The 24,148-nt window shown below is 63.3% G+C and carries 24 protein-coding genes; 11 read left to right on the top strand and 13 right to left on the bottom strand.

Annotation, left to right across the window (positions count from 1 at the left end; translation table 11 throughout):
* Window positions 1–193: 193 nt before the first annotated feature.
* Window positions 194–1,522: an electron transfer flavoprotein subunit alpha gene (locus F6V30_RS04515; protein WP_151155358.1), complete on the bottom strand. Its 1,329-nt coding sequence runs from the start codon at window positions 1,520–1,522 to the stop codon at window positions 194–196.
* A gap of 105 nt (window positions 1,523–1,627) precedes the next feature.
* The gene (locus F6V30_RS04510; RefSeq protein WP_151155356.1) at window positions 1,628–2,443 is read right to left on the bottom strand and encodes an electron transfer flavoprotein subunit beta/FixA family protein; all 816 of its coding nucleotides are present in this window, start codon (window positions 2,441–2,443) and stop codon (window positions 1,628–1,630) included.
* A gap of 486 nt (window positions 2,444–2,929) precedes the next feature.
* Here F6V30_RS04510 and gdhA point away from each other — a divergent pair, with 486 nt between their 5' ends.
* Window positions 2,930–4,276, top strand: coding sequence for an NADP-specific glutamate dehydrogenase (gene gdhA / locus F6V30_RS04505; protein WP_151155354.1), 1,347 nt, complete (start codon window positions 2,930–2,932; stop codon window positions 4,274–4,276).
* 153 nt (window positions 4,277–4,429) lie between these two features.
* On the opposite strand, the gene F6V30_RS04500 is transcribed toward gdhA, so the two are convergent.
* Window positions 4,430–5,248: a DUF169 domain-containing protein gene (locus F6V30_RS04500; protein ID WP_151155352.1), complete on the bottom strand. Its 819-nt coding sequence runs from the start codon at window positions 5,246–5,248 to the stop codon at window positions 4,430–4,432.
* A 224-nt stretch (window positions 5,249–5,472) separates the two neighbouring features.
* Between F6V30_RS04500 and F6V30_RS04495 the strand changes: the two genes are divergently transcribed.
* The 6 genes from F6V30_RS04495 to F6V30_RS04470 all read left to right on the top strand — a co-directional run bounded on the left by F6V30_RS04495 (window position 5,473) and on the right by F6V30_RS04470 (window position 13,609).
* Window positions 5,473–6,996 (top strand): sigma-54-dependent Fis family transcriptional regulator, encoded by a 1,524-nt coding sequence (locus F6V30_RS04495; RefSeq protein ID WP_151155350.1) that lies wholly within the window; start codon window positions 5,473–5,475, stop codon window positions 6,994–6,996.
* Window positions 6,997–7,082: 86 nt separating this feature from the next.
* A complete protein-coding gene (locus F6V30_RS04490; protein ID WP_151155348.1) occupies window positions 7,083–9,317 on the top strand; it encodes an ATP-dependent helicase in 2,235 nt (744 codons plus the stop codon).
* Between the two features lie 284 nt (window positions 9,318–9,601).
* Window positions 9,602–10,066: a (2Fe-2S)-binding protein gene (locus tag F6V30_RS04485; protein WP_151155346.1), complete on the top strand. Its 465-nt coding sequence runs from the start codon at window positions 9,602–9,604 to the stop codon at window positions 10,064–10,066.
* Entirely contained in the window at window positions 10,063–12,240 is a 2,178-nt protein-coding gene (locus tag F6V30_RS04480) for a xanthine dehydrogenase family protein molybdopterin-binding subunit (protein ID WP_151155344.1), read from the top strand. Before F6V30_RS04485 ends, F6V30_RS04480 begins: the two co-directional genes overlap by 4 nt.
* A complete protein-coding gene (locus F6V30_RS04475; RefSeq protein WP_151155342.1) occupies window positions 12,237–13,004 on the top strand; it encodes an XdhC family protein in 768 nt (255 codons plus the stop codon). Before F6V30_RS04480 ends, F6V30_RS04475 begins: the two co-directional genes overlap by 4 nt.
* Window positions 13,001–13,609, top strand: a complete 609-nt coding sequence (locus tag F6V30_RS04470) for a nucleotidyltransferase family protein (protein ID WP_151155340.1) — start codon at window positions 13,001–13,003, stop codon at window positions 13,607–13,609. The genes F6V30_RS04475 and F6V30_RS04470 overlap by 4 nt, the downstream gene beginning before the upstream one ends.
* A 185-nt stretch (window positions 13,610–13,794) precedes the next feature.
* On the opposite strand, the gene bfr is transcribed toward F6V30_RS04470, so the two are convergent.
* Window positions 13,795–14,262 carry a bacterioferritin gene (gene bfr, locus F6V30_RS04465; RefSeq protein WP_151155338.1) on the bottom strand — a complete coding sequence of 156 codons (468 nt, stop codon included), beginning with the start codon at window positions 14,260–14,262 and terminating at the stop codon, window positions 13,795–13,797.
* A 180-nt stretch (window positions 14,263–14,442) separates the two neighbouring features.
* Here bfr and F6V30_RS04460 point away from each other — a divergent pair, with 180 nt between their 5' ends.
* The 4 genes from F6V30_RS04460 to F6V30_RS04445 all read left to right on the top strand — a co-directional run bounded on the left by F6V30_RS04460 (window position 14,443) and on the right by F6V30_RS04445 (window position 17,570).
* Window positions 14,443–16,080, top strand: coding sequence for an ABC-F family ATP-binding cassette domain-containing protein (locus tag F6V30_RS04460; protein WP_151155336.1), 1,638 nt, complete (start codon window positions 14,443–14,445; stop codon window positions 16,078–16,080).
* Window positions 16,081–16,201: 121 nt separating this feature from the next.
* Window positions 16,202–16,402 carry a cold-shock protein gene (locus F6V30_RS04455; RefSeq protein ID WP_149307493.1) on the top strand — a complete coding sequence of 67 codons (201 nt, stop codon included), beginning with the start codon at window positions 16,202–16,204 and terminating at the stop codon, window positions 16,400–16,402.
* Between the two features lie 92 nt (window positions 16,403–16,494).
* Window positions 16,495–16,980, top strand: coding sequence for a transcription elongation factor GreB (greB, locus tag F6V30_RS04450; protein WP_151155334.1), 486 nt, complete (start codon window positions 16,495–16,497; stop codon window positions 16,978–16,980).
* Window positions 16,981–17,135: 155 nt separating this feature from the next.
* The gene (locus F6V30_RS04445) at window positions 17,136–17,570 is read left to right on the top strand and encodes a hypothetical protein (protein ID WP_151155332.1); all 435 of its coding nucleotides are present in this window, start codon (window positions 17,136–17,138) and stop codon (window positions 17,568–17,570) included.
* Between the two features lie 87 nt (window positions 17,571–17,657).
* Here the strand turns inward: F6V30_RS04445 and F6V30_RS04440 are convergent, their stop codons facing one another.
* The 9 genes from F6V30_RS04440 to F6V30_RS04400 all read right to left on the bottom strand — a co-directional run bounded on the left by F6V30_RS04440 (window position 17,658) and on the right by F6V30_RS04400 (window position 23,937).
* Window positions 17,658–18,728: an NADH:flavin oxidoreductase/NADH oxidase gene (locus tag F6V30_RS04440; protein ID WP_151155330.1), complete on the bottom strand. Its 1,071-nt coding sequence runs from the start codon at window positions 18,726–18,728 to the stop codon at window positions 17,658–17,660.
* Between the two features lie 54 nt (window positions 18,729–18,782).
* A complete protein-coding gene (locus F6V30_RS04435) occupies window positions 18,783–19,322 on the bottom strand; it encodes a DUF2284 domain-containing protein (RefSeq protein ID WP_151155328.1) in 540 nt (179 codons plus the stop codon).
* A gap of 87 nt (window positions 19,323–19,409) precedes the next feature.
* Entirely contained in the window at window positions 19,410–19,847 is a 438-nt protein-coding gene (locus F6V30_RS04430; protein ID WP_151155327.1) for a hypothetical protein, read from the bottom strand.
* Between the two features lie 13 nt (window positions 19,848–19,860).
* A complete protein-coding gene (locus F6V30_RS04425; protein WP_151155325.1) occupies window positions 19,861–20,184 on the bottom strand; it encodes a peptide chain release factor family protein in 324 nt (107 codons plus the stop codon).
* A gap of 37 nt (window positions 20,185–20,221) precedes the next feature.
* Window positions 20,222–20,635 (bottom strand): DUF4124 domain-containing protein, encoded by a 414-nt coding sequence (locus F6V30_RS04420; protein WP_191965577.1) that lies wholly within the window; start codon window positions 20,633–20,635, stop codon window positions 20,222–20,224.
* 100 nt (window positions 20,636–20,735) lie between these two features.
* A complete protein-coding gene (locus tag F6V30_RS04415; RefSeq protein WP_151155321.1) occupies window positions 20,736–21,206 on the bottom strand; it encodes a hypothetical protein in 471 nt (156 codons plus the stop codon).
* A 257-nt stretch (window positions 21,207–21,463) separates the two neighbouring features.
* Window positions 21,464–22,669, bottom strand: a complete 1,206-nt coding sequence (locus tag F6V30_RS04410; protein WP_151155319.1) for a class I SAM-dependent rRNA methyltransferase — start codon at window positions 22,667–22,669, stop codon at window positions 21,464–21,466.
* 246 nt (window positions 22,670–22,915) lie between these two features.
* Entirely contained in the window at window positions 22,916–23,239 is a 324-nt protein-coding gene (locus F6V30_RS04405; protein WP_151155317.1) for an AzlD domain-containing protein, read from the bottom strand.
* Window positions 23,236–23,937, bottom strand: coding sequence for an AzlC family ABC transporter permease (locus F6V30_RS04400; protein ID WP_151155315.1), 702 nt, complete (start codon window positions 23,935–23,937; stop codon window positions 23,236–23,238). The genes F6V30_RS04405 and F6V30_RS04400 overlap by 4 nt, the downstream gene beginning before the upstream one ends.
* Between the last annotated feature and the right edge of the window lie 211 nt (window positions 23,938–24,148).

The following is a 24,148-nucleotide window of genomic DNA, read 5'->3' as shown; positions in this document are numbered from 1 at the left end:
AATGAAAACTGCCTGAATCCGTGACGCCGGAGTGCCGCAGTGACCGGAAGATCCGGAGCCCGCACGTCGCCCGTGTCGCAGCAAGCCGCTCACTCTGCCGGTCCTCGGACGGGTTGCCGGCGTCTTCTTAACGGCAAAGGCTGAGGCCTTCCGGGCACTGTGGCATGGAGGCGTCACGGATTCGGGAGCTATGTTAGTGGGTACTTTGCTGCTGTTTCAATTCCCTGATCCGTTTCGTTATGGCCGGCACCACCTGGAACAGGTCGCCGACGATGCCGTAGGTGGCGACCTCGAAGATCGGCGCCTGGCGGTCGCGGTTGATGGCGATGACCATGTCCGAGTCCTGCATGCCCACCAGATGCTGAATGGCGCCGGAGATGCCGCAGGCGATGTAGATCTTGGGGCGGACGGTCTTGCCGGTCTGGCCGACCTGGCGGTCACCCGGCATCCAGCCGGCATCCACGGCGCTGCGGGAGGCCCCCACCACGCCGCCCAACTCCTCGGCCAACTCCTGCAGGATGGCGAAGTTCTCGGGCGCCATCATGCCGCGGCCGCCGGAGACGATGAAGTCGGCGCCGGTGATGTCCACGTGCCCCTTGCTCGTGGCGTCGCGGATGATCTCCATGACCTTGGTGAGGATGCTCTCCTCCGGGACCACGAAGTCCACCCGGACGATAGTGCCCGTGGCGCCTTCCTTCCGTTCCGGCATCGGCATGACATTGGGGCGGACCGTGGCCATCTGGGGGCGGAACTTGTCGCACATGATGGTTGCCATGATGTTGCCGCCGAAAGCCGGGCGGGTCTGCATCAGGTTACGCTTGTCGTCGATATCCAGACCGGTGCAGTCGGCGGTCAGCCCCGTGGCCACCCGGGTCGCGACAGCTCCGGCCAGGTCGCGCCCCATGCCGCTGGCGCCCATCAGGACGACTTCCGGTTTGTACGTGGCAATCAGGTGGCAGCAGGCCTCCAGATACGCCTCGGTGCGGTAGTTGCGGTACACCGGCGCATCCAGCAGATAGGCCTTGGCGGCCCCGTGGGCGAAGGCCTCGGTGCAGAGGTGTTCCACCTTGTCGCCGATCACCAGGGCGCACAACTCGACCCCCAGGGAGGCGGCCAGCCGGGCTCCCGCCCCGAGCAGTTCCCAGGAGACCTTGGCCGGTTCCCCCTCGGTCTGTTCGACGAAGACCCAGACTCCCCGGTAGGCGGCCAGTTTTTTGGCCAGGGCCGCGGCCTCCTCGTCCACCTCTTCTTCGGCCGGAGCGGCGCTTGCCGCCAGTTGCTCCAGTATCTTCAACTCCTCGGGGGTGAAGAACATCTCCAGGGCGCTGGCCGGGCAGATCTTGACGCATTTGACGCAGCCGATGCATTTCTCCGGGATGACGATCGGTTCGCCGGCATCGTTCATCTCGATGGCATTGACCGGGCAGACGCTCTGACAGCGGGCGCCGCAGGCGATACACTTGCCGGTGATGAGGTGCGCCTTGCCCCGGGGTTTTTTCACTTTAGGTTGTGGTTCACTCATGGGAATTCCTTGGATAAAAGGTGAATGGTTCAGAAAATCTTCAATAACCAGATGAATGGTGAAAAAACTTCAAGCATTTGTTTCACTATTCACGTTTCACATCTATTACAGCGGCAGCATGTCCTTCGCCAGCAGCTTGTCGATCAAAAGCGCCGCCGTACCCTCGGGATCGGCGGCGCCGTCTCCCAGGATCTCGCCCTTGGCCCGCTCCGGCGAAAAGATCTTGCTGACCCAGGTAGGCGACCCCTTGAGACCGATGGACTGCTCGTCCAGCTTGAGGACCTGATTGTTCCAGACCTCCACCTGGGCATCGGCCGCGGCCAGGCGCATGGGGACGCGGGGATAGCGCGGCCGGTTCAGTTCGCGCACCACGGTCAGCATGGCGGGCAGGGGCGCCTCCACGATCTCGTGGCGTCCTTCCAGTTTGCGGCTGACCCGGATGCGCTTGCCCCCGACATCCAGGTTGTCGATGCGGTCCACCAGGGTGAGTTGCTGGTAGGCGAGGCGGGTGGCGATGCCGGGGCCGACCTGGGCCGTATCGCCGTCGATGGTTTGCTTGCCGCACAGCACCAGACCGACCTCGTCCACCTCGCTGTTCAGCTTGCGGATTGCCGCCGAAAGCACATTGCTGGTGGCCAGGGTATCGGCTCCGCCGAAGACCCGGTCGGAGAGCAGGATGGCTATATCGACTCCCAGGGCCAGGGCCTTCCTGAGGGTTGCCTCGGCATTGGGCGGTCCCATGGAGAGGACGGCGACCTTGCACCCAAAGCGGTCCTTCAGGCGCAGCGCCTCTTCCAGGGCATGGGTATCATAGGGGTTGACGATAAAGGGGATGCCCTCGCGCACCAGGGTGTTGGTGACCGGATCGATCTGCACCTGGGTGGTGTCGGGGACCTGTTTGATACAGGCAACTACGAGCATGGATGAAGTTCTCCTGCAGTGCCTCGCGGCTGAATTTTAAAAAAGAATAAGCCCGGCACTCTGGTCAATGCCGGGCTCCGGTGCCCAATCTCGAATCCCGCCAAAGACGGAATGAAGTTTACCATGAGCAGGAAGCGTGCCGATTTGACCCACGTCAAAAGTATACACAAGACAACAAAGACCAACTCTGCTGCTACGTTAATGGGTTGCCAGGGGCAACTCACCCACAGGGGGTTACGCAAATGCGAGGCCCGGCAAACCCGACGAGCCGTTGCTGTGCAAATTTTCGCGCCAAACGCCTAAAAAAAATGCACAGGGTTTTAAAAAAGGTATCAGCTTTGGCCGAACAAGCAACGGCATAAAAACCGGTCACATCGATTCAGCCCGCCGCCACCAGTGCACAATATTTAAACACGTGATTAATAAATTTGCAATAAATCCTGTTTTCGACTACCATATGCCACATTTTTAATCACTGGAGGGGACATGGCAAAGCTCGATGAAAAACTTGAAGGCGTTTACCAAGAGGTCTTGAAGCGCAATCCCGGGGAGGCGGAGTTCCATCAGGCGGTTCTGGAGGTTCTGGAATCCCTGGGCCCGGTCGTCAGCAAACATCCCGAGTACCTGGAACGCAAGATCATCGAACGCATCTGCGAACCGGAACGCCAGATCATTTTCCGCGTTCCCTGGCAGGATGACAAGGGAAAAGTGCATATCAACCGAGGTTTCCGCGTTGAGTTCAACAGCGCCCTGGGCCCCTACAAAGGCGGCTTGCGCTTCCACCCATCGGTCTACCTGGGGATCATCAAGTTCCTTGGCTTCGAGCAGATCTTCAAAAACTCACTCACCGGCATGCCCATCGGCGGCGGCAAGGGCGGCTCCGACTTCGACCCGAAAGGCAAGTCCGATGACGAGGTCATGCGCTTCTGCCAGAGCTTCATGACCGAACTCTACCGCCATATCGGCGAGCATACCGATGTGCCGGCCGGCGATATCGGCGTGGGCGGCAGGGAGATCGGCTACATGTTCGGGCAGTACAAGCGCATCACAAACCGCTGGGAGGCGGGCGTTCTCACCGGCAAGGGGCTCAAGTTCGGCGGCTCCCTGGTACGTACCGAAGCGACCGGCTACGGTGCCGCCTTTTTCATCAACGAGGCGCTCAAGACCCGCAAGGACTCGTTCGACGGCAAGACCTGCCTGGTCTCCGGCTCCGGCAACGTGGCCATCTACACCATAGAAAAGATCCACCAACTGGGCGGCAGGTGCATCGCCTGCTCCGACTCCAACGGGGTCATCGTGGACGAAAAGGGACTGGATGTGGGGTTGATCAAACAACTGAAAGAGGTGGAACGCCGGCGCATCCAGGATTACGCCTCCTTCCACAAGCACGCCACGTACGTACCCAACGGCAAGATCTGGGAGATTCCCTGCCAGGTGGCCATGCCTTCCGCCACCCAGAACGAGATCAACGGCAAGGATGCGGCTACCCTGGTGAAAAACGGCTGCATCGCCGTGGGCGAGGGGGCCAACATGCCCACCACCCCCGAGGGGGTCAAGGTGTTCCTGGACGCCAACATCGTCTACGGCCCCGGCAAGGCGGCCAATGCCGGCGGGGTTGCCACATCGGCCCTCGAAATGCAGCAGAATGCCCAGCGCGACTCGTGGAAGTTCGACTACACCGAGAAGAGACTGGAAGACATCATGGTCAACATCCATCAACTCTGCCACGATATTGCAGAGGAGTACGGGGCACCGGGCAACTACGTTCTCGGCGCCAATATCGCCGGCTTCACCAAGGTTGCCGACGCCATGGTGGCCCACGGCCTCGTGTAGCCCCCTTGAGGACAGTTCCCCCAAGCCCGGCCCGACGGCCGGGCTTGTTTCGTTGATGCGCCCCCTCCAGCGACTAAAAAAGAACCATGAATCTCCTTACCCCCCGGAAAGCGGCATGACTTCGGCGGCATGCTGGTCCTGACCGTGCAGCTTTTAGGAAACGATACTCCCCCATGTCGTCCTCTCGAAGAAACTTCCCGGCACCTGGGACTCCATTTCGCAGAGGCGGCGGAAAGGAGCGGTGAAAGTGAGCTTGTCCGCCATCCCCTGCCCTTTGAGATTCTTTCTCGCGGAGATGTCGGTCATACCGACCATGCACCGCTGCCGTTCGGAGGCCGCCTCTTTGTACGACAAAATCCCGATGACCTGACATGCCGCGGCATAGGGGATCGCCACGTTCTCCTGACCGGGCCGGTCATAGTTGGCAAGGATGACCAGCGCCGAAAGCTGGTCAGGGTTCACCAGGAACGACACCGAAACCGGCTTGTCCCTTTCCGGAACGATCTGCGAGAGAGGTCTCATGACAACGTAGCGCGCCGGTATTTCCATGATCGGAAGATCGGCTACGAACTGGTCGGCCAGTTCCGGCGATTTTTTGTAAAGCTCGCCGTGGAGGAATTGGTCCACAAACTGGCCCGGAACGCCGGCGGTTTTCATTCCCTCGCCAATCGCATTCCCAACCGGGTCGCTCTCATTGCCGTTGGACAGGAAGCGGCAGAAACCCGGGACTCCCCCCGGAAACTGCTCATAGGTGTTGCCCAACCCGATACCGACCCCGCCGCCGAAACAACCGTAGGACTCACGGTCGAAAACGACGGTTTTCCCGCGGAGGGCGGACGCGAACAGGAACATGACGCACGAGGTGACGGTTCCGGGCGCGAATTGGACCGCCCCTTCCGGCTTTGTGTCGGAATAGCAGATGGCAACAGGCTCGGTTTCCAGGTGTAGCGCTTTTGCGATAAGGCTTTCCATGTGATCTCCCTTTCTGGAATGCAGTACGTGAAACAGCCAATATCCCATCGGTATTAGCGAAGTCCGTGCCAAAATATAAATACATATAAATCAGCGTGTTATAATCTTATGCTCACCATGTTTGTTAAATACAGCAGTTAATTATTGCCGTATTCAGCTAAAATGGATAAATTGCTGAATACGGCAGTTGCATCCGGCAACCGACCTCATCAGGGGCAACGATCATGGCGGTGGACAAAGATGAATTCTTCAGAGCAGTGACGCTCAGGATTTGCAGCAGCCTCCAGATCAATACGGCATTGGGACGGGTGTACGACTATCTGCGGGAGATCTTCCCCATCGAGTTCATGCTTCTCGACATAGCCGACAAGACCCTCGGCGCGTGTCGTCACATTGCTGCCATCGGCTATGAGAATCCCGGGGAGATCCTGCCGCTCCCCGAAGAACTTTGGAAGTGGGTCGGGGAGATGCGCGCCCCCTTTGTCCTGTCCGCCTCCGATCAGGACAAACAGGTTCGGGCCTTTGCACCGCGTATCAAGCTGGAAGGATTTTCCGACCTTGCGGTGCCGCTTCGCATAGAAGAGGAGCTTATCGGGTTTCTGATCCTCCGCGCCCGGGGCGAGGGAAGTTTCACGAATGAGCACCTGGACCTGCTGGCGGTCGCGGCCGAACCGTTTGCCGTCGTACTCGCCAATGCCCTCGCCCACGAGGCGGAGGTGAAGTATCGGGACATCCTCCTGGACGACAACCGCTTTCTGCGCCGGGAACTGCTGTCCCAGGCGGGGGACGAAATCATCGGCGGAAGCTCCGGGTTGGGCAACGTCATGGAAATGGTCCGGCAGGTGGCGCCCCTGTCCAACACCGTCCTCTTGATGGGGGAAACGGGAACCGGCAAGGAGGTCATCGCCAATGCCATTCATTTTATGTCGCCCCGCAAGGACGGCCCCTTCATCAAGGTCAACTGCGGCGCCATTCCGGAAAGCCTCATCGACAGTGAACTGTTCGGCCACGAAAAAGGGGCCTTCACGGGGGCGGTTGCGGAAAAGCGGGGGCGCTTCGAGCGGGCCAACGGCGGGACGATCTTTCTCGACGAGATCGGCGAACTCCCGCCCCAGGCGCAGGTGCGGCTGCTGCGCGTGCTCCAGAACCGCGAGGTCGAGCGGGTGGGCGGAGACAAGCCGATCCCGGTGGATATCCGGGTCATTGCCGCCACCCACCGCGATCTGGGGGCCATGGTCACGGAAAATCAGTTTCGCGAAGACCTGTGGTTCAGGTTGAACGTCTTTCCGATCATCGTTCCCCCATTACGACAGAGAAGAGAGGACATCCCGGCTCTCACACGTCATTTTGTGGCGCTGAAATGCCGTGAATTCGGGATCGGCATTCCTCCATCCATTGCACCGGGCGCACTGGAGAGGTTGACGAACTACGGATGGCCGGGGAATGTCCGCGAACTGGAAAATTTGGTGGAGAGAGAGTTGATCAGACATCGGGAGGGGCCACTCAGATTCGACTCCGTGCCGCTTGGTGAAAAAGAGGGTGAACCGCAGCCCGTCCGGGAAGAAAAGGGTGAGGGGCCGTTACGGCTCGATGAAGCGATGTCGCTCCATATCAGCAAGGTCCTCAGGATGACGGAGGGAAAAGTCCATGGCCGCGGGGGCGCGGCGGAGTTGCTCGGCATCAATCCGAGCACCCTGAGGGGACGAATGGACAAGCTCGGCATAGTGTACGGACGCGCAGGAAAATGAATGCGGCCCCCGCGCGAAAGGTCGTTTGACGCTTTCCTGAAGGCTTTCCGCTTGACGCGCCCCCCTCCAGCGTCTAAAAAAGAACCATGAATCTCCTTACCAACCTCAACCCGCCCCAGAAAGAGGCCGTGCTGCACGGCGAGGGGCCGCTTTTGATCCTGGCCGGCGCCGGATCGGGCAAGACCCGCGTCATTACCCACCGCATCGCCCACCTGATCCGGGAGCGGGGCGTACACCCCCGGAACATCCTGGCCGTGACCTTCACCAACAAGGCCGCCAACGAGATGGCCGAGCGAGTCAGAAAACTGCTCGGCGGCGGCGAGGTGCCCCAGATTGCCACCTTCCACGCCGCCTGCGGCCGCATCCTCCGCCGGGAGATCCATCATCTGGGCTTCGAGTCGTCCTTCGCCATCTACGACGACAAGGACTCCGAACGGCTCCTGAAAGATGTGCTGGCCGAACTCGACCTGGACGACAAACGCTTTCCCCCCAAGACCATCGGCGCCAAGATCGACGACTTCAAGAACCGGGGCTTCTTCCCCGAGGACCTGGACGCCGTGGCCACCGGCGACATCTTCAACGAGCGGCTGGTGCAGATCTATGCCGCCTACCAGGAACGCCTGAAGAAGTGCAACGCCCTGGACTTCGGGGACATGCTGATCCAGACCGTCCGCCTGCTGACCGACGTTCCCGAGGTGCGCCAGACCTACCAGGAACGCTTCCAGTGGATCCTGGTGGACGAATACCAGGACACCAACCCGGTGCAGTACCGCCTGATCAAGCTCCTGGCGGGGGAACGGCGCAACCTGTGCGTGGTGGGGGACGACGACCAGTCCATCTACTCCTGGCGCGGGGCCGACATCCGCAACATCCTGGAATTCGAGAAGGATTTCCCCGGCGTGCGCGTGGTCCGGCTGGAACAGAATTACCGTTCCACCGCCACGATCCTCAAGGCCGCCGGCGAGGTGGTCAAACACAACTTCGGCCGCAAGGGGAAGACCCTCTGGACCGAAAACCCTGCCGGCGAGAACATCCGCTACCTGCGGGTGGAGTCGGACCGGGACGAGGCGCGCACCGTCTGCCGCGAGATCTCCCGTTTGCGGGCGGACGGCGTCCCCCTGGAGGAGATGGCGGTCTTCTACCGCACCAACGCCCAATCGCGCCAGGTTGAAGAGGCTCTCGTGTCCGAGGCGCTCCCCTACCACATCGTGGGGGGCGTCAGGTTCTACGCCCGCATGGAGGTCAAGGACATCCTGGCCTACCTGCGCGTGCTGGACAACCCGGCCGACGAGATCTCCCTGAAACGGGTCATCAACGTCCCGGCCCGAGGCATCGGCACCGCCACCATCGACAAGATTTCCCTCCAGGCCAGCCGGGGGGGAATCAGCATGTACGCCGCCCTGCAAGATGCCGCCGAAAGCGGACTCTTGGGGGCCGGGCCGCGGGGCAAGGTCGCGGTCTTTGCCGCCATGATGGAACGCTTCCGTGAGACCGGCGCATCCCTGGGGCTGCCGGAACTGGCCCGCATGGTGATGGAGGAGAGCGGCTACCTGACCCGGCTCAAGGAGAGCCGGGACGAGGAGGACGCGGAACGGCTGGAGAACCTGGAGCAGCTCCTGGCGGCCATGGAAGAGTTCTGCGAGAAGAACCCCGAGACCGGCCTGTCCGAATTCCTGGAGCAGGTATCCCTGGTGTCTGACCTGGAACAGGGGGAGCAGGGCAAGCCCTCGGTGACGCTCATGACCCTGCATGCCGCCAAGGGGCTGGAATTCAAGGCGGTCTTCATGATCGGCATGGAGGAGCGGCTCTTCCCCCATGTGCGCGCCCTGGACGATATGGACGGCATGGAGGAGGAGCGACGCCTCTGCTACGTCGGCATGACCCGCGCCCGGGAACGGCTCTACCTGCTGAACGCCCGGCGGCGTTACCTGTTCGGCCAGGACCAGTCCAACCCGCCCTCCCGTTTTCTCAAGGACATACCGGGGGAGTTGCTGGATGAGGAGGGAACCGGGGGGGTGAGCGGTTACCGGACGGAGCGGCCGTTCGGGCAAACGTCAGCGATCCGCCAGGAATATGCCCCAAGCCACAACCTGGCCGCTGCCGCCCAGTTCGGCACGACCAACGAGGTCGAGATCGTTCCCGAGCCGCCGGAGGAGTACGGCGAGGTCTATGTGGGCATGAAGGTGCGCCACGCCAAATTCGGCCAGGGCACCATCAGGAAGATCGAGGGGAGCGGCGAATCCCAGAAGGCCATCGTCTGGTTCAACTCGGCCGGCCCCAAGAAGCTCCTGCTCCGGTTCGCCGGGCTGGAGCGGGCCTAGCAGATTGAAGCATTCAAGCCCCCTCCCCTGACTCCGGTCTCTCCAACGGGAGGGGGTTCGGGGGTGGGTGAGGCTGCACTAGCTCATTTTACGGCAACCGCCCTTTTCCCTTCCCGAGACATTTCCACTGCTATTGCAGCCTGATACCCCACTTGACTTTATACCATTTTAATGCATCCCCCCCTTGCCATGGCACGGTTTCCGGCTACAATTTTTCTGCACGACATGAGAACGACCTCTCCGCCTTCTCCCCCCATGGCAGCGCCATACTAAAGGAGGAAACCGTGATCACCTTCTCCCTCAACGGCAAGAAACAGTCCGTGGACCTCAGCCCCGACACCCCGCTCCTCTGGGTGCTGCGGGACCACCTGCATCTCACCGGCACCAAGTTCGGCTGCGGCGAGGGTCTGTGCGGCGCCTGCACGGTCCATATCGACGGCCGGGCGGAACGCTCCTGCATCACGCCGCTGAGCGAGGTACAGGGCAAAAAGGTCACCACCATCGAGGGGATCGCCGCAAACCATCCCGTGAAAAAGGCCTGGCTGGCCGACGAGGTCTCCCAGTGCGGCTACTGCCAGCCGGGGCAGATCATGAGCGCCGTGGCGCTCATGAAAGAGAAGCCCCACCCCACGGATGCGGACATCGACAGCGCCATGAGCGGCAACCTCTGCCGCTGCGGCACCTACGGCCGCATCCGGCGGGCGATCCATACCGCCGCCGCGGGCGGGAAGGGAGGTAAACAGTCATGAGCGGGATCATCAAGGTGAGCCGACGGGACTTCATCAAGACCGGCCTACTGGCGGGAGGCGGGCTGGTCCTGGCCTGCCATATCCCCCTGGGCGGCCGCGCCGCTGCCGCCGCTGCCGCGACAACGACCTTCGCCCCCAACGCCTTCCTGCGCATCGGCACCGACGGCAGCGTGACCGTCATCGTCAACAAGTCCGAGATGGGCCAGGGGGTCTACACCTCCCTCCCCATGCTGATCGCCGAGGAGCTTGCGTGCGACTGGAACAAGGTGCGGGTCGAGGCGGCACCGGTGGCGCCGGAATACAACCATGCCCAGTACGGCCCTTTCATGGTGACCGGCGGCAGCAGCAGCGTGCGCTCCGAATGGGAGCGGCTCTCCAGGGCCGGCGCGGCGGCCCGCGAGATGCTGGTGGCGGCGGCAGCCAAGGGGTGGCGGGTGGAGCCTGCAACCTGCCGGGCCGAGAACGGCGTGGTCATCGGCCCCGGCGGCAAGCGCTCCGGCTACGGCAGCCTGGCGGCCCGGGCCGCCAAACTGCCGGTACCCCGGGAGCCGAAGCTGAAGGGCCTAAAACAACGGCAACTGCTCGGCAAAGCGATCCACCGCCTGGACAGCCCGGCCAAGATCAACGGCACGGCGCTCTTCGGCATCGACGTGCACACCCCCGGCATGCTGACCGCGGTCATCGCCCGGCCGCCGGTCTTCGGCGGCACGGTGAAAGGTTTCGATCCGCAGAAGGCCCTGGCGGTGCCGGGGGTGAAGCAGGTGGTGGCCGTGCCCGCCGGGGTGGCGGTGGTGGCCGACGGCTTCTGGCCGGCCCAGAAGGGGCGCGAACTGCTGGAGATTACCTGGAACGAGGGGCAGTGGGCGCAAATCTCCACACCCGCCATGCGCGAGGAGTATAGCCGGCTCTCCGCCATGCCGGGGTTGGCGGCACGCCATGACGGCGACGCCCCGGCCGAACTGGCCAAGGCGGCCCGCACCCTCCAGGCCGAGTACGAGGTGCCCTACCTGGCCCATGCCACCATGGAACCGCTCAACTGCTTCGTGGATCTGAAGAAGGAGAGCTGCCTGATCCGCACCGGCTCCCAGTTCCAGACCGCGGACCGCAACGCCGCTGCTCGGGAGGCCGGGCTCAAGCCGGAACAGGTCAGCCTGGAGACCACCTTCCTGGGCGGGGGGTTCGGCCGGAGGGCCTGCACCGGGTCGGACTTCGTCATCGAGGCGGTGCAGGTGGCCAAGGCGGTCGGGAAACCGGTCAAGGTGATCCGCTCCCGCGAGGACGACATGCGGGCCGGCTACTACCGCCCCATGTGGTATGACCGCATCGCCGCCTGCCTGGACGGCACGGGCTTCCCCCTGGCCTGGCGCCACACCATCGTGGGGCAGTCCATCATCGCCGGCACCCCCTTCGAGTCGGCCATGGTGAAAGGGGGTATCGACCACACCTCGGTTGAGGGCGCCTCGGAGATATCCTATAACATCCCCAACGTGCTGGTGGACCTGCACACCACGACGAACGGGGTGCCGGTGCTCTGGTGGCGCTCGGTGGGGCATTCCCACAACGCCTTTGTGGTGGAGAGCTTCCTGGACGAATTGGCCCACAGCGCAGGCTTAGACCCCTACCAGTACCGCCGCTCGCTGCTGGCACACCATCCCCGCCACCTGGCCGTGCTACAGACCGCGGCCGAAAAGGCGGGCTGGGGTACGAAGCTGCCAGCCGGCACCGGCCGGGGCATCGCCGTGCACGAGTCCTTCGGCAGCTTTATCGCCCAGGTGGCCGAGGTCTCCCTGGATGCCGCGGGCCAGGTGCAGGTCCATCGCGTCGTCTGCGCCATCGACTGCGGCCGGATCGTCAACCCGGACACCATCGCGGCCCAGATGGAATCGGGCATCGTCTTCGGGCTCTCGGCGGCGCTCTACGGAGCCATCACCCTCAAGAACGGCCGGGTGGAGCAGGGCAACTTCGATACCTACCCGCTGGTGCGCATGCAGGGCTCGCCCCGGGTGGAGGTGCACATCATCCCCAGCGACGAGCCGCCCGGCGGCGTGGGCGAGCCGGGCGTCCCCCCCATCGCGCCGGCCGTGGCCAACGCCCTGTTCGCCGCCACGGGCGCCCGGGTGCGTTCGCTCCCCCTGACGCCGGAGAAGGTAGCGGCCGCCCGGGGCACGGCATGACCGATCTGGAACTCTACGAGGAGATGGCGCGGCTCGCCCGGCAGGGCGAACCGTTTGTCCTGGCCACCGTCGTCGCCCACAGCGGCTCGTCCCCCCGCAAGTCCGGCGCCAAGATGCTGGTGCGGAATGACGGGACCGTGCTGGGGAGCGTGGGAGGCGGCAGGGTGGAGTTGGAGAGCGTCCGGGCGGCCCAGGCCGCCCTCGGCGACGGTGAACAGCGTACCCTCCCCTTTGTGCTGACCGAGGAGCAGGGCTTTGCCTGCGGCGGCAGCATGACGGTCTTTATCGACCCCCAGGGGCGCCGGCCGCTCCTGGTCATGTTCGGGGCCGGTCATGTGGGCAGGGCGGTCACACTGCTCGCCCATACCTGCGGCTTCCGCGTGACCGTGGTTGACGACCGTCCCGACTGCAGCACCCACGCCCTGCTCCCCGGGGCCGACGCCATCGTCTGCGCCCCGGGGAAAGAGGCTTTCGGGCAGCTGGCGCTCGACCGGGAGAGCTTCGTGGTGATCGCCACGCCGGGGCACCTGCACGACTTCGACGCCGTGCGGGGATGCCTGGCCACCGAGGCCGGGTTCGTGGGCCTGTTGGGAAGCCGGCGCAAGCGGGAGACCCTGCTGGCGCTCCTGGAGCAGGAGGGGGTTGGCGAGGAACAGCGAAGGCGGATCGTCACCCCGGTCGGCCTGGACATCGGCGCCCAGACCCCGGAGGAGATCGCAGTCAGCATCGTAGGGCAGTTGATCCAACTCAGGAAAAAACCGTGACGGGCCGGGTCGGGGCGATCCTCCTGGCCGCCGGCCTCTCCCGGCGCATGGGGACCTGCAAGCAACTGCTCCCCTTGGGCGGTACGACGGTCATTACCCGCTGCCTGGAAGGCCTGCTGGCCGGGGGGGCGGAAGAGGTCATCGTGGTGGTGGGCCCCCAGGGGGAGGCCGTGGCCGAGGAGGCCCGCCGCCATCCGGTTCGCATCGTGCGGACCACGGACCCACACGGCGATATGGCATGCTCGGTCAGGACCGGCCGCGCGGCACTGCCGCCCACCGTCAGCGGGGTCCTCATCGCCCCCTGCGACCACCCCCTGGTCTTGCCCGCAACCGTCGCCGGGTTGCTGGCGGCGCACCGCCGCGACCCGAGGGCCATCATCATCCCCTCCCACGGGGGGAGGCGCGGCCACCCTACCTGCTTCCCCCGCGGGATTCTCGACGAACTCGACGACACCGGCACCCTGCGCGACCTGGTCCGCCGCGACCCGGGGCGGCTCCGCCATCTGGAGACCGAGGATCAAGGGGTGGTGCTGGACATGGACACCCCCGAGGATTACCGCCACATCGTCACGGTCTGGAGAGAACTCAAGGTTGTTCAAGAATAGTCGGATCGGCGCACTCGCTAGACAAGCCCCGCGGAGGCCCTCACCCGGCCTTTGGCCACCCTCTCCCAGAGGGAGAGGGTAACGGTATCCCTGCTCCCCTAGGGAGAAGGATAGGATGAGGGGCGCTACGCCGCACGAAAGGGCGTTCGAGGACGAAGGCCTGATGGCTGTTTTTCAACAGCCTGTCAGTGCATCTGCTCCACCAGGTAGTTCTGGGCACCCATCTGCTTGATCTGGTCGAGCTGTGCTTCCAGCCAGTCGATGTGCGCCTCTTCCTCCTCCAGGATGTCCTCCAGCAATTCGCGGGTCCCGTTGTCGCCCACCTCCACCGCCAGCCTGATGCTCTCGTTGTATCCCTTGATGGCGGCCTCTTCGGCACTCCGGTCGTTTGCATGCATCTTGGGCACCTCGGCACCGATATGGATCTTGTTGAGGTCGCTGACGATGGGGCGCCCTTCCAGGAAGAGGATGCGGGCAATCAGTTTTTCGGCGTGCTTCATCTCGTCGATGGCGCGCTTCTCGATGGCCTTGTGCAACCGGTCGTAGTCCCAGTTGTCGCACATCTCCGCATGGACCATATACTGGTTGATGGCGGTCAGCTCCTCTGCCAGGCGCAGATTGAGGTGTTCGATGATCTTGTCGTTTCCCTTCATGGCGACAGCTCCTTTACCCGGTGATTTCGTTCGGTCCCGCTTGGGGCACCAGGTTTATTGAAACATACTTTCCCCGCCGGTCAAGTACCCGGAGCCGCCGGCGCAAAAATTGGTTGCGGGGCGACGCCGCTCGTGCTATCTGGTGCAGTCCATTCCAGTACGAGGAGCGACGTCACACCAATGATCCACCTTTCCAATATCACCAAGCAGCACGGCTCGCAGGTCCTGTTCCGCGACGCCAGCTTCCAGATACTCCCCGGCACGCGCAACGGCCTGGTGGGGCCGAACGGGGCCGGCAAGACCACCATCTTCCGCATCATCACCGGCGAAGAAGAGGTGGACGGCGGCGAGATCACCTGCGCCAAACGGACCACCATCGGCTATTTCTCCCAGGATGCGGGGGAGATGGCGGGGCGCTCGGCCCTGGAGGAGGTCATGGCCGGCTCGGCGGAGACCATGCGCCTGGCGGCTGAGTTGAAGGAGATGGAGGCGGCCATGTGCCTGCCCCGGTCCGACGACGACATGGCCGCCCTGCTGGAGCGCTACGGCGTGGCCCAGGAGGAGTTCGAGCATCGGGGCGGCTACGACCTGGACACCCGGGCCCAGACCGTGCTGACCGGCCTCGGCATCGGGCCGGACCGCTTCGACCACCCGGTGGAGTCCTTCAGCGGCGGTTGGAAGATGCGCATCAACCTGGCCAAGATACTGACCCTCAAACCTGACGTGCTGCTCTTGGACGAACCGACCAACCACCTGGACGTGGAGTCGATCATCTGGCTGGAGGAGTGGCTGGCCAACGACTTCGACGGCGCGCTGCTCATGACCAGCCATGACCGGGACTTCATGAACCGCATCGTCACCCGCATCATCGAGGTGGCCAACAAGACCGTTACCACCTACGGCGGCAATTACGATTTCTACGAACGGGAGCGCGACATCCGCCGGGAGCAGCTTCTGGCCAGCCACCGCCGCCAGCAGGAGATGCTGGCCAAGGAGGAGGAGTTCATCGCCCGTTTTGCCGCCCGCGCCTCCCATGCGGCCCAGGTGCAGTCGCGGGTCAAGAAGATCGACAAGATCGAGCGCATCGAGATCCCGCCCGAGGAGCGGGTGGTGCGCTTCGAGTTCAGCGAACCGCCCCGGAGCGGGGACGACGTAGTGGTCATGGAGGGGCTGGCCAAGAGCTGGCAGTTGCCCGGCGGCGGGGTACACCCGGTTTTCAGCGGGGTATCCGGCATCATCCGCCGCCAGAACAAGATCGCCGTGGTGGGGGTCAACGGCGCCGGAAAGTCCACCTTCCTCAAGGTCCTTGCCGGCCGGACCGAACAGACCGCGGGCCACGTCAATCTGGGTGCCAATGTGGAACTGGGCTATTTCAGCCAGCACGCCATGGACATCCTCGACCCAAAGAAGAGCGTCTTCGAAACGGTGCAGGCAGCCATGCCCCTGGCCACTATCGGCATGATCCGCAACCTGCTGGGCGCCTTTCTCTTCCAGGGAGACACGGTGGACAAACGCATCGAAAACCTGTCCGGCGGCGAGAAGAGCCGGGTGGTGCTGGCGACGCTGCTGGCGCGGCCGGTCAATTTCCTGGTGCTGGACGAGCCGACCAACCATCTGGACATCAGATCCCGGGAGATCCTGCTGGAGGCCCTGCAGGGGTTCGGCGGAACCGTCGTGCTGGTCAGCCACGACCGCCACTTCCTGCGCCTGCTGGTGGACCGGGTATTCGAGATCGACCACGGCGAAATGCGCGTCTACGAGGGGAATTACGAATATTACCTCGGCAAGTCTCATGCCGCGGCAGCTTTGCGGGAATAAATTATTTTGCATCGGATAATTAATAAGTTTGACATTGTGGATAAAATACTGTTACGTTGATATAACGTCTACGGTTCGTCCCGGACACATTAAACGAGTTGTATCAGGAGAAGGTAAAGACATGGTAAACGGAACAGTGAAATGGTTTAACGACAGCAAGGGGTTTGGTTTTCTTGAGCAGGAAGGTGGCGAGGATGTTTTCGTTCATTTTTCCGCGATTGTTGGCGACGGCTTCAAATCCCTCGCTGAAGGCGACAGGGTTACGTTCGAAATAACCCGTGGTCCGAAAGGTCTGCAGGCCGCCAACGTTACCAGGGTTTAATCACTTATATCCTATAGCGTGATTGATAAAGCCCCGGAGAAATCCGGGGCTTTATTTTTGTTGGTTCGAAAATAAATCGGCATGGATGGCTTATGACAAACCTGATTACCCCTGAGGGATTAAAGAAACTGGAAGCGGAGTTCCACTACCTCTGGCGGGTGGAACGCCCCAAGATCGTTCAGGGGGTGTCCGACGCGGCGGCGGAAGGGGATCGCTCCGAGAATGCGGAATACATCTACGGCAAAAAAAGGCTGCGGGAGATCGACCGCAAGCTGAAACACCTGGGGAGCCGGCTCAAGCTGCTCAAACCGGCCACCCCCCCGGCCAACCCCCAGATGGTTTCCTTCGGCTGCTGGGTAACCTACGAAGACGAGGATGGCAACGAGCGCTGCTATCAGCTGGTCGGCCCGGATGAATTCGACGTAAGCCAGGGGCGAATCAGCATCGATTCGCCGGTCGGCCAGGCCCTGCTGCAGAAAAAGCTCGACGACGAGGTTGTTATCAGGCGCCCCAATGGCGATCTGACGGTCTATATTACCGACATCGGCGCCACGCGCCCGGCCGGAGCCCCTCGGTAAAACCACCTTCCCGCCCGCCCCCCCCCGGCATACTCCTGCACCGTCCCAAGCAAGCCGCCGCAGGGTCGGTAACCCCCAGAGTGCAATTCGCAATGGCCGGCCGGCACCACACTTGCTATAATTCGAATAAAAAACCCGTCGCAAAGGAGACCTCCATGCGCACGAGCTTCGTGGTATCAATCGCCGCCGTCCTGCTCATGGCGTCCACCGCACCGGCTGCGGCCACGGGGGACGTCACCGGCAGCGGCCCGGCCCCCCAGCCAGCCGTTGCCGTTGGTCCGCCCAACGTGGTGATCCCGAACCCGCCGCTCTTCATCACGCCGCCACGCCTCGGCTTCTATGCAGGTGTGGAGACCCCCTATGATATTGTCTTTGCCTATGACACCTATTACCTCTACTGGGGCAACTCCTGGTACCGGGCGGCCAGCTACAAAGGTCCTTGGACAATTGCGCACCACGACACTCTGCCGCCGATCATCCGCAAGTACAGGATCGAGAACATCCGCCAGTTTCGCGATCTGGAGTACCGTACCTTTCTCAAGGAAAAGAATCATTACCGCGGCCGCTCCTTCCGTCCCGACAAACGGTGAGGAAACGGTGGGAGCGGCAGTTCGGGCATTCCATGGATGACGGGATCGAGTAGTGCCGAGGTCGCCAGGCCGGCCGTGGGCAGTTTTTCATCCCTGTTTCCCGGCCCGCAGGTATTGATCCGGCCAGACAGCCTCCACCCCCAGTTCGCGGGCGGCATGCAGGGGCCAGTAGGGATCGCGCAGCATCTCCCGGGCCAGGAATACGGCATCGGCCTGGCCGGTAACCAGGATCTGTTCCGCCTGGACCGGGTCGGTAATGAGGCCGACCGCACCGGTGGGGAGGGCCGCCTCGGCGCGGATTGCGGCGGCAAAGGGGACCTGGAAACCGGGGGCAAAGGGCACCCGCTCGCCCGAGGCAACAAAACCGGACGAGCAATCGATCAGATCAACCCCCAGCTCCTTGAGCAGGCGGCAGAGACATACCGACTGGTCGAGGCTCCAGCCCCCCTCGGCCCAGTCGACGCAGGAGAGCCGCACGAACAGCGGCAAATCCAGGGGCCATTCCTCGCGCACGGCCCGGGCCACCCGCAGCGGGAAGCGCATCCTGTTCTCGAGGCTGCCGCCGTAGTCGTCCTCCCGCAGGTTCGCCAGGGGGGAGAGGAATTCGTGCAGCAGGTAGCCATGGGCCATGTGAATCTCCGCCACCTGGAAACCGGCCGCCAAGGAGCGGCGCGCCGCGGCGCGGAATTGGTTTTCGACCGTATCCAGGTCGGCAAGGGTAAGTTCATGGGGCACGGGGTGGCCGGGGGCAAACGGCTCCGGGCTGGGGGCCAGCGGCTGCCACCCCCGGGCATCCGGCCCCACCGGTCCACTGCCGCGCCAGGGGAGGTCGCAGGACGCCTTGCGTCCGGCATGGGCCAACTGGACGCCCGGTACGGCCCCGTTCTCGCGGATGAAACGGACGATCGGCTTGAATGCCGCCACATGATCATCGTTCCAGATGCCGCTGTCGTCGGGGCTGATACGTCCTTCGGGACTCACGGCGGTGGCTTCGACCATCACCAGGCCGGCGCCTCCCACGGCACGGCTGCCCAGATGGACCATATGCCAGTCGGTGGGCAGGCCGTCCCGGCTGGAATACTGGCACATGGGAGAGACGAAGATACGATTGCGGAAGGTAACGGAACGCATGGCGAGCGGTGTGAAGAGGTTACTCATGACAAACTGCCTCCTTGGGCTGCGGTCGGGGGAAGAGCCCTTTCCGGGCGGAAACTACTCTATCATCAGAAATGCGTAACGGTTCATCTCCTGTTCGTAATCGGGCAACACCGCAAGGGGATAGCCGAACTTGGCCACGGTGGCAAAGACATCCACGCCCATCCCCTCGGGGGACGGGCGTGCCAGCTTGCGATTGCGGCAGTGGTCCCGGCTGCCGGCGCACTCCCGGCAGAGTGTGCAACTGTCCATGAAGAGGAGGAAGGCCTTGTGGTAGCCGCTGATGAACGCCTGCCGTTCCACCTCCAGCAGCGCGCGGTTGACCTCCCGTGACCAGTCATGCCGCTGTTCCGGGTCTTCCAGACGCATGGGGATATGGAAGAGCACACCCAACCGAAATTCATGGAAGAACTTCCGGCACTCGTCCACGGCAGGGGTGTTGGGGGGACAGGCGGCGTTCCTGCCATACTCGTTGCAGCCGAACCGGCATTTCATCCGCACCCATTGTGCAACAACGATCTCGGAAGGATCGATCCAGCGGAAATCGGAAAATCCCGCATCATTGAATATCCGTTGCAGTATCGTCTGGTCAGCCATCGCCCTTCCCCGTTCCCAGGCCGCAAACTCCAGCCGGTAAACTGGTACAACCCCATGATCATTGACAAAAAACTTGCCGCCCGGAGGCTACGACAGGGTCACCAGCCACACATAGGGCACCATGCCGTAATTCCAGGCCAGACAAAGCCGCCGGTAGCCGGAAAACAGCAGGGCCTCCTCCCGGCAGCAGATGACGATGGGGGCCTTCAGCGTCAGGGTGCCGGCGCGTTGCAGGGAATTCTCCATGGCGCTGTAACTCTTCCGGTAGCCCCGCTTGGCCTTGGCCAGGTATGTGGCATAGTCGTCGTAGGTGTGATAGGCACCGCTCACCACGATCCCCCCGAGCCGGTCGGAGCGGGGGTACGCCTCCAGCCGCCCCCGGTCGAAGGCCGCAACCAGCCGCTCCCATTCGATGCCATGGCGCCGGTAGAACCCCTGCTTGTCGGGATGGTTGAGGAATTCCCACTCTTCCTCGCCGATGTCGGGTTTGAGCCAGTGGATGGTATGGCCGGATGTGGAAAACATGAATCTTCGTCTCTCAATCGAGCGTCGTACGCAGCCGCTTGCGCTGGGACACGATCTTCTTCGCGCTCAGGCGTTCTTCCCGGGCCTTCCTGGGCACACGGGTGGCGATGCGCTTCTTCACCTTGCGTTCGCGCTTTTCCAACGCAACCCGCAGACGTGCCATGGCGACCTCCCGGTTCTGGAGCTGGGAACGGCTCTCCGAGGCCTGGGCCACGATGCCGGTCGGCAGATGGCGGATGCGCACCGCCGAGTCGGTCACGTTCCGGTGCTGGCCGCCCGGCCCGGACCCGCGGTAGAACTCCACCGTTATGTCGGATTCACGAATCTCAACCGTCATGGCATCCCCATCATCGCACATCTCCCACCTATTCCCCTCATTGCTGGCTGCCGGACTGCTGGGCCTTTTCCTCTTCGGCCTTGCGCCGCTCTATGTTGTCCAGGATTTTCTGGCTCCGCGTCCGTCCGGGGGGGAGCTCGTCGCTCTCAACCTTGGGCGGCGCGATCTCCATCGGCGGCGGCACATAGTCAGGCGTCGTGGTCACCGGCGGCCGGGATGCATCCTCCTGGCGAGCCCGCTCCTCCTGCTGTTGTATCTCTTCCTTGATCCGCGGGTCGCGGGTGGTGATATCCGGCCCCTTGAGAACCTTGTGGCGATACTTGGCCGGCACCGCCTCCAGGCTATCGGTAAAATTGACCACTCCCTGGTCATCGATCCAACGGTACGTCTGGGCGTTGCCCCCGGCAACCGTGCAACAGAGGGCTATCGCCGCCATGGCCACGATTTTCATCGCAAACCTCCTGCACCTCGAACATTCTGATGCGTACACATCCCTGTTCCTATTGTAGCACCCTTTCATGGCCACCGACAGACATGGGGTGGAAGCGGCATCAGAAGCGCAACTTGCGCCGATCGAAGACAAAGGAGGTCTCCATGCGTTTCATCTCCCGGGCAAAATCGTGGAACAGGTTCCAATAGATCTCGTCGAGGGTCAGGTTGGCCCAAAAATCCCTGCTCTCCATGCATTTAAGCGTGTAGTAGCCGAACATATAATGGGCCAGTTCCGGGCGGATCAGCCCGGAGTTCATCTGGAGGGCCACCTCCTCCAGCAGGCCGACGAAATCCCGTTTGTCCTGGGCGTCGATCTGGGCCAGGCGCGGATCGTCGGCGAACATCAGGGAACAGATCTCCTTGAACCGCGGGTTTTCCTTCAGGCGGCGGCGCAGCAGGGTGAAATGCTCCTCCCGCTTCTGCCGCCCCTGGCGCCGGTATTCCAGAAGGCCGTTGACAAAGGCGAAGATGGTCACCAGGCCGCCGACGATAATGGCAAAATCCTTGAGGAACCCGTAGTTCATGGTCATGGCGCACCCTCGTGCATTGTTTTTTCCTGAATCCGCGACGCCGGAATGCCGGAGTTGCCGGAAGAGCCGGAGCCCGCACGCCGCCCATGCCGCAGCAAGCCTCTCACCACGCCGGTCCGCCGCCGGGCGGCCGACTGTCAGCATCCCGGCAGAGGCAGAGGCCTTCCGGACAAGTGGAGGCATGGAGGCGCCACGGATTCAGGTTTTTCCGAATCGGTGACGCCGAACGGCTGATCGAGCGAAATGCCCCAGCCTGTTCAGGCCCCCTTCACGCAGAGGGCGTACTTGAGGTAGCGCCCCTCGGGGAAGGTCACCGGATAGGGGAAATCCTCCGGCTGCCCCGCCAGGCCGACCACCCTGAGGTCGCTGCCCGCCTGGAGCGCGCCGCGGCGCAACTCCTTGAGATACTCTGCCGTATCCACCTTCTGGTGGTTGGAGGAGGCGATCAAAAGGCCGTTGCCGCTCAAGAGCGGCAGGGCGGCCGCCACCAGGTCCGAGGTGCCGCCGCGGGTCGTGAAGCGACTCTTGGCCGTGGTGGAGAAGGAGGGGGGGTCCATCAGCACCACGTCGTAACGGCACCCGCGGCTGCCCAGGTCGGTCAGCACCTGGTGGCAGTCCCCCACGATGAACTCATGCCGCTTGGGATTGAGCCGGTTGAGGCCGAAATTCGCCCTGGCCCACTCGGTATAGCCGGGCGAGGCGTCCACGCTCGTCACCTGGACGGCCCCGGCCGAGGCGGCAGCCACCGAGAAGGCGCCGGTGTAGGCGAACAGGTTGAGCACCCGCTTGCCGGCCACCCTGGACATCAGGTCCCGGCGGTTTTTGCGCTGGTCCAGGAACAGCCCGGTGTTCAGCCCCTGTTCCAGGCTCACCAGGAAACTGAGGCCGTTTTCCCGCACCTCCAGGCGCTGGGGCGCGGCGGTACCGGCAAGCAGCCTGCCGTAGCTCTTGGTGTCGCTGACCGCTTCCAGTTGGCGCGTCTTCTGGGGACGGCTCTTCTCGTAGATCCCCCGGGGGGCGAGCAGGTCGCCCAAGGCCTGGGTCACGAGCTTCAGGTACGGCCGCCAGCCGGCGCAGTAGACCTGCACCATCAGGTAATCGCCGTAACGGTCCACGGTCAAGCCGGGAAGCCCGTCCCCCTCGGCGTTGACCAGCCGGTAGGCGGTGGTGTCCCCCAGGTCGGCATGGTTGTGGCGCAATTCGAGGGCCGCCTGAAGACGCTTCGTCAGCCAGGCGCGGTCCAGGCGTATCCGCTCCCGGGACAGCACCCGTGCCACGATGCGATCCTGCGGATCGAGCAGGGCCGTTGCCAGGAAGCGCCCCTGGCCGTCGGCCAGCTCAATCAGTTGACCGGCCTGACCGGTCGGCCAGCGCTTGGTGTACGTGTCGGCAATGATCCAGGGGTGCCCCAACTCCAGCATCCGCACCGACTCCGGCCCTATCTTCCATTCCGCCACATGCATTGTTGCCGATCTCCGATCTCTATTGTCTACCTGTTCCTTTTACCCACAAACCGCCCCGTTGGCAACCACAAAGCCCTGTTCCGGGTGGGACGAGACCTGAATCCGTGGCGCCTGAACGGCAGAACGAGCGACTGGCCTGAGTCCAACGCCGCCCATTCCGCATCATGCCGGCACTGCCGGGACTGGGGCAGGTCACGCGAGAGGAGCCGTGGAGGTGTCGCGGAGGTGTCGCGGATGCAGGTCGAATTATACCAGATAATGCAGCCCCCAGTAGCAGAGCATCCCCACCACCACCGTCCCGGCCAACGAGCGGGTCTTGAGGGCGAAGGCCAGGGTCGGCAGGGCGGCCAGCAACTCGATCTTGCCCAGGACGAACAGCCGTGGCGCCGCCTGGGTAAACAGCGTCGGAGCGATCAGGGCGCTCAGGATGGCGGGGGGGATCAACTCCAGCCACTCCACAAACCAGGGGGGAAGTTTCCGGCGGGAGAAAGTCACCAGGGGCAGCATGCGCGGCAGGTAGGTCACAACGCCCATGCAGAGGATCAGCAGGAGGTAGCCGGTGGCGCTCATGGCCGCCCTCCCCGGTGCCGCAGGGAGCGTTTCAGCATGAATCCGGCCGTTGCCGCCACAGTGGAGGCAACGATCACGTAGGCGTTGCCCGGCAGCCAGAGATAGGCTACCACGGAACAGAAGGCCGCCATCAGGGCGGTGGCAACGAAAACCGGGCCGCGCAACTGGAAGACCAGCAGGCAGATGAACATACCGGTCAGGGCGTAGTCGATCCCCAGGGCGCCGGAGGGAATGAACTGCCCCACATAGACCCCGGCCACGGTGCTGACGAACCAGGTGAAGTTGGTAGCCTGGTTGAGCGTCAGGGCGCTCTGCCGCTCCCAGTCGCCCCGGTTGAACCGGACCATGTTGACGGCAAAACTCTCGTCAGTCAGGCCATAGGCGAACAGGGCCAGGAACCGCCGGGAGACGCCGGGAAAATGCACCGCCAGAGCCGAGCTCATCAGCATGTGGCGCAGGTTGACCATGAAGGTGGTGGTAACGATGGCCGGGATGGAGGCGCCGCTGCCGATCATGGCAACGGCGATGAACTGGGAGCCGCCGGCATAGACTACGATCGACATGAGCCCTACCTGCCAGGGGAGCAGTCCCCCCTTTTGGGCGAGCACCCCCAGGGAGAGACCGATGGGGAAATACCCCAGGCAGATCGGCCACGCCGCCTTCATCCCCTCTTTCACGCAATCGAATGTCTGTGCCATAGATTTATCATCCGGGAGAGGTGAGTTGCCCAAACCAACCGCATCCGGCCGCGCCCCGAATCCGTGGGGCCTGTGCGGCGGAGCGAGCGGCATGGCCGGGGTCCCGACGCCGCCCGTGGAGCGTCATGCCGGCTCTACTGCACGTACTCCGCCCGGAAGGGGAATACGACCGGCAACGCCGGGACAGAGGCATGCAAGCGAGAGGAGCCGC

It is taken from the genome of Oryzomonas sagensis, assembly GCF_008802355.1.
GTDB lineage: Bacteria > Desulfobacterota > Desulfuromonadia > Geobacterales > Pseudopelobacteraceae > Oryzomonas > Oryzomonas sagensis.
Note: the sequence above shows the minus strand (reverse complement) of the source record. Positions and strands in the feature narration are given on the sequence as shown.